Consider the following 4,812-nt stretch of genomic DNA (forward strand, 5'->3'; position numbering starts at 1 on the left):
CTAATTTTGTCAAGTACTTTTGAAACAAGTATAATAAAAAGGCTCGTATTATTATATATAATATGAGCCTTTAATATTTTAATATTTTAATATCTTATTTTATTAGATTTGTATTATTATAATTTATAGTAGTAAATGAGTGAAGTCTTCCATCATTACCTTTATAAACATTCAAATTAAGAGGGTCTATTTCCCACACTCTGTCAACTACAAAGTTATAGTAATAAGGACCTTGCTCAGCTCTTAAAGTGATAGTCCATAAATTATTAGAATAAGTCATAGGATATCTTAAGCTGTCAAATCCTAATTTATCTGATGTAAACATAACTTCTGATGCAGTATCATTGCTGTAGAAGAATGTTACTGTGCCATCTGCATTATATATAGGGTTTTGTTCATAAAAACCAATATCGTTTCCTAATACAAAATAACTAACTTCTTGATTATTATTGTCATATTCTACATTTTGGTTTATAGGGTCATTAATCCAAACACCATTAACTCTGTATCTGTATAAATATTTACCAGCCTTTAAAGGAGTTTGCCATAAATAATAAAATATACCGTAAGAGTTTTTTATAAGAGGTATGCTATCTTCCCAATTATTAAAATCTCCAGACACTTCCACAGAATCATAATTTTCTGCAAAAGTAAATAATATACCGTCTTCTACAACTCTTGGAGGAGTTACTTCTTGTATATTATAATATTTTAGTATCTGAGCATTTTGCATTCTAACTTGATACTGTTCAATAGTTTCTTTAGTTTTATCACCGCAAGATACAGCAATTATAAAAACTATAAATATAAAAATATAAAAACAAATCTTTTTCATCATCAACCCGTAATATTTAATTTTGATGTAACAGCTTTATCATCTTTTTTCATAAATTTTTTATCATAACTTTTATTATCAGCAGGAGTAGAATTATTTTGTATAGCAGAATTACTATCTTCTTTTGTAGTATTATTATTATCAGCATTATTAGAAGATAATTTTTGCTCAACGCCCTCCCAAGCACCTTTTAATTCTTTAAGATATTTTATAACCTCTAATATAGGCGGTTTAGTTTTAGATATATTTGCTTCTGTTAATCTCTGATTCATATAAGTATAAATAGAAGCTAATCTCTCAGCTATTTCTTTAGCATCATAGTTTAGAGAAGAGAGAAGTTCATATATAATCTCTTGAGCTTTCATTATATTATTATGAGCTTCTTCTGTACCATGTTTTTTATCCATAGCATTACAAGCATTCTCAAGAAACTTGATAGCACCGTCATAAAGCATAATAACTAGTCTATTTTGAGATGCTGTACTAACATCAATTTTTTTATATTTTTGATAACCGTTATTAGTAGACAATTAAATTCCCCCATAAATTAATATTTATTATAAAATTATTATCGGAAAATAGAAAAAAGCATAAAATATTTTTTACTATTTCTAATAAAAGATGCATACATATACTATATTATACCGAAACAAGCATAATTTGTCAAAAATGAGTTTTAAATTTTTTGAGATTTTACTATATAGTGTTTTATACTATTATAATAAAACCTTAAAAACAAATTTAATAGTTAAATGATTTTAATTTATATATTGTTAAACCCATATCCCCTGAAACTCTAAAAGAATATTCATCTGGATAATACCTAGTTGTAAATACCATCTCGCCTTCATTTATAAATATCTCTATAGATGAAGTATCTATTAATATTCTTATGTTTTCTAACTTTTCTAAATATGCACTTCTTTTATCTCTGCCGCCACCTATTTCTTTTCCTCTATCATTTAGAAACTCTAATATAAATTTATTTTCTTTATATTTGATAAAAACACCTTCAGAAATTAATATCTCAAAATCATTAGAATTTTTTATATTCTCAATTAAAACTTCGTAAGAGTTAATATCAGAAATTAAATTATTAGATAATGAAGAATAAGAACATTTATTTTCAAATATTTTTTTATCTCTTAATTTTTCTAAACTTCTATGAGGCTTTTGATAGAGTTTTCCGTTTTTGAAACTTAATTCTCTTGCCACAGTTAAACAATGCTGCCAGCCATATTGAACTGTTAAATTTTTATGAGTGTATTCAGTATCAGGAACACCCATCCAACCTATAAGAACTCTATTTCCATTTTCATCTAAAAATGTCTGCGGAGCATAAAAATCAAAACCTCTATCTAATACAGTAAAATTAGTTGCCTCAACAGAATCTTTATTTTTGTAATCATCATTAATTAAAAAATATCCAGATAAATAAATATTTTCGTATACACCCTCAATCTGTTTTACCCCCTGCGGGCAAGTAATTAAAATATTCTGTCCATCTAAATTAAAAAGGTCAGGGCATTCCCACATATAACCAAATCTTTCTTTAGTGTTTATAGTGCTTATATGTTTCCAATTTCTTTTGTTTTTTGAAGAAAATACTAAAACTTCACCAATATCATTATCTCTGTCAGTTCCATATTTCCTTGCACCTTGAACCATATAATAAGAATCTTTTTCCTTCCATACTTTAGGGTCTCTTATATGATTGGTTATTCCTTTAGGATAATCTTTCATCTCCATTAAGCATTCTTTTTCAGAGAAATTAATACCATCATTTGAAACAATAAGCATAGTATTAGCCTCTCTTCCGCTTTCAATATAATCATGATTGCCTAAAAGTTTTACATTGCCTGTATAATATATATACATCTTATCATCTTCTATAAAAGCAGAACCAGAATATACTCCATGACAATCATACTTTTGGTCTGGATATAATGAAACTCCTATATATTTGTAGTTGATTAAGTCTTTAGTTGAATAATGACCCCAAAACTTTAATCCTCCATTAGCATTAAAAGGAGAATATTGGAAAAATATATGATACTCTCCTTTGAAATAAGATAAAGCATTAGGGTCATTGAGCCAACCAACAGGAGGCATTAAATGAAAATTTAATCTCCATTTTTTATTTTCCCTATTATTCTTAATATATTCAATCTCTTTTTGTTTTATAGCCTCTTCAAATACTTTAGCAACCAAGTTCATTTGATTATCCTTATATTTACAGACATTATTTATTTTTACTCTTCATCTTCTTGCATATATTCATCAGGTACGCCAAAGAACCAAGTAATAGTAAAAGATAAAATAACAGTAATTAAAGCAACAGCAATATAGCCTATTAATTGTTTACTGTCATAAATATAAAGCAATGCCCCCGGTATACCAGTAACACCATTAGCAGTAGCTTGTAAGTTTAATAACCTTGCAATCAACCCTGTTATACCAGCAGCAATAGCACCGCAAACCATAGGCTTTATTCCATATCTTATATTAATACCAAATATAGCAGGCTCTGTTATTCCAAGCCAAGCTGATAATGTAGCACCATAACCCATAGCTTTTACACTCTTTCTTCTAGTCTTTAATGTAACAGCCAAACAAGCAGCACCAGCAGCTAAATTGGCAACAGATAAAAGAGGATTGATTGGGTTTAATGTAGTTGCAGCAAGAAAAGATATTTCTATTAAATTCATTATATGATGAACACCTGTAACAACTATAAATATTATTCCAAAACCTATTATAAATCCACCAATTCCAAAAGGTAATGATAAAGAGAAATTAATAGCTACTAATATCCACTGTTCAACTATATGGAAAATTGGTCCAATTACAGCTAAAGATAATATAAGCATTATAAGCAAAGTTAAAAAAGGAGTAGCAAGTATATCTATTATATTAGGTATCACTTTTCTTAAATTTAATTCCACTTTAGAGCCTATAATACCAGCGATAAGTGCTGGAAGTATGCTTCCTTGATATCCCACTATAGGTATAAAATTAAAAAGCATTATAGGTTTCACACCGCTGTCAGGGTTAGCAACTAAATATGCATTAGGCAAAGCAGGAGAAACTAACATTAATCCAAGCAATATACCCAATATAGGAGAGCCTCCAAATACCCTAAAAGTTGACCAACATACTAAAGCAGGCAAAAATGCAAATGTTGTTTCTGTAAGTACGCTCATAAATGTCATAATAGAAACTGGTATATCTGATACTTGCAAATTAAACATGCTCAAAAAACTATCATTAATTAAAGCACCTTTAAGACCTAAAAATAAACCTGTTGCAATCATAGCAGGCATTATAGGTACAAATACATCAGCAAATATACGAATAAACTTTCTAAAACTGTTTTTTTCTGTAGATTTATTTGACTCTTCTAAATTTTGTTTTGCTGCTCCCTCAACTCCTAAATTGACAACCTCAGCATAAACTTTATTTACAACACCAGTACCTAATATTATTTGATACTGCCCAGAATTAAAAAATACTCCCTTAACCCCATCTATCTTTTGAATATCTGAGTCTTTTATGCTTTCTCTGTTTTTTACTACTAATCTTAATCTAGTAGCACAGAAAGTAGCAGATATAATATTATCTTTGTCTACTACTTTAATAATTTCTTCAGCGGTTTTTTTGTAATTGATAGCCATAATAAAAATCCTAGTATATTTATGTAATCGGTTACATATTATTGTAACATCTTTTACTATTCTGTCAACCATAATTATAAAAATTTCATAAAAAACAAACCAATATATTTGATTTTTAGTATAAAAGATATATACTCTCTAAAAATATATTGATAAGAGTATCACTTAATGACAATTAAAAAGATAACAATGAAAGAAATAGCAGAAATTGCAGGCGTAACAAAAACCACAATATCAAGATACTATAATGGTGGATATGTAAAAAAAGAAACTAAAGAAAAAATAGCTAAAATAATAAAAAAA

General features: G+C 27.9%; 5 protein-coding genes. 1 reads left to right on the forward strand and 4 read right to left on the reverse strand.

The window, feature by feature from the left end:
- Positions 1-94: 94 nt before the first annotated feature.
- From E6A48_RS05810 to E6A48_RS05825, 4 genes are all read right to left on the reverse strand, one after another.
- Positions 95-835: an early set domain-containing protein gene (locus tag E6A48_RS05810; protein WP_219709124.1), complete on the reverse strand. Its 741-nt coding sequence runs from the start codon at positions 833-835 to the stop codon at positions 95-97.
- Between the two features lie 2 nt (positions 836-837).
- Positions 838-1,365 (reverse strand): flagellar export chaperone FliS, encoded by a 528-nt coding sequence (gene fliS / locus E6A48_RS05815; RefSeq protein WP_219709125.1) that lies wholly within the window; start codon positions 1,363-1,365, stop codon positions 838-840.
- Positions 1,366-1,576: 211 nt separating this feature from the next.
- Complete coding sequence (locus E6A48_RS05820) at positions 1,577-3,052, reverse strand: glycoside hydrolase family 32 protein (RefSeq protein WP_219709126.1); 1,476 nt, start codon at positions 3,050-3,052, stop codon at positions 1,577-1,579.
- Positions 3,053-3,087: 35 nt separating this feature from the next.
- On the reverse strand, positions 3,088-4,509 hold the full coding sequence (locus E6A48_RS05825) for a PTS transporter subunit EIIC (protein WP_219709127.1): 1,422 nt from the start codon (positions 4,507-4,509) through the stop codon (positions 3,088-3,090).
- A gap of 168 nt (positions 4,510-4,677) precedes the next feature.
- Between E6A48_RS05825 and E6A48_RS05830 the strand changes: the two genes are divergently transcribed.
- The coding region (locus tag E6A48_RS05830) for a LacI family DNA-binding transcriptional regulator (protein WP_219709128.1) at positions 4,678-4,812 on the forward strand (135 nt) is incomplete at its 3' end.

The organism is Brachyspira pilosicoli (assembly GCF_019402445.1).
In the GTDB taxonomy this organism is placed as follows: domain Bacteria; phylum Spirochaetota; class Brachyspiria; order Brachyspirales; family Brachyspiraceae; genus Brachyspira; species Brachyspira pilosicoli_B.

Coding starts and splice junctions, on each gene's coding strand:
- E6A48_RS05820 (WP_219709126.1), bottom strand. CDS start 3,052: ATGAACTTGGTTGCTAAAGTATTTGAAGAGGCTATAAAACAAAAAGAG.
- E6A48_RS05810 (WP_219709124.1), bottom strand. CDS start 835: ATGAAAAAGATTTGTTTTTATATTTTTATATTTATAGTTTTTATAATT.
- E6A48_RS05825 (WP_219709127.1), bottom strand. CDS start 4,509: ATGGCTATCAATTACAAAAAAACCGCTGAAGAAATTATTAAAGTAGTA.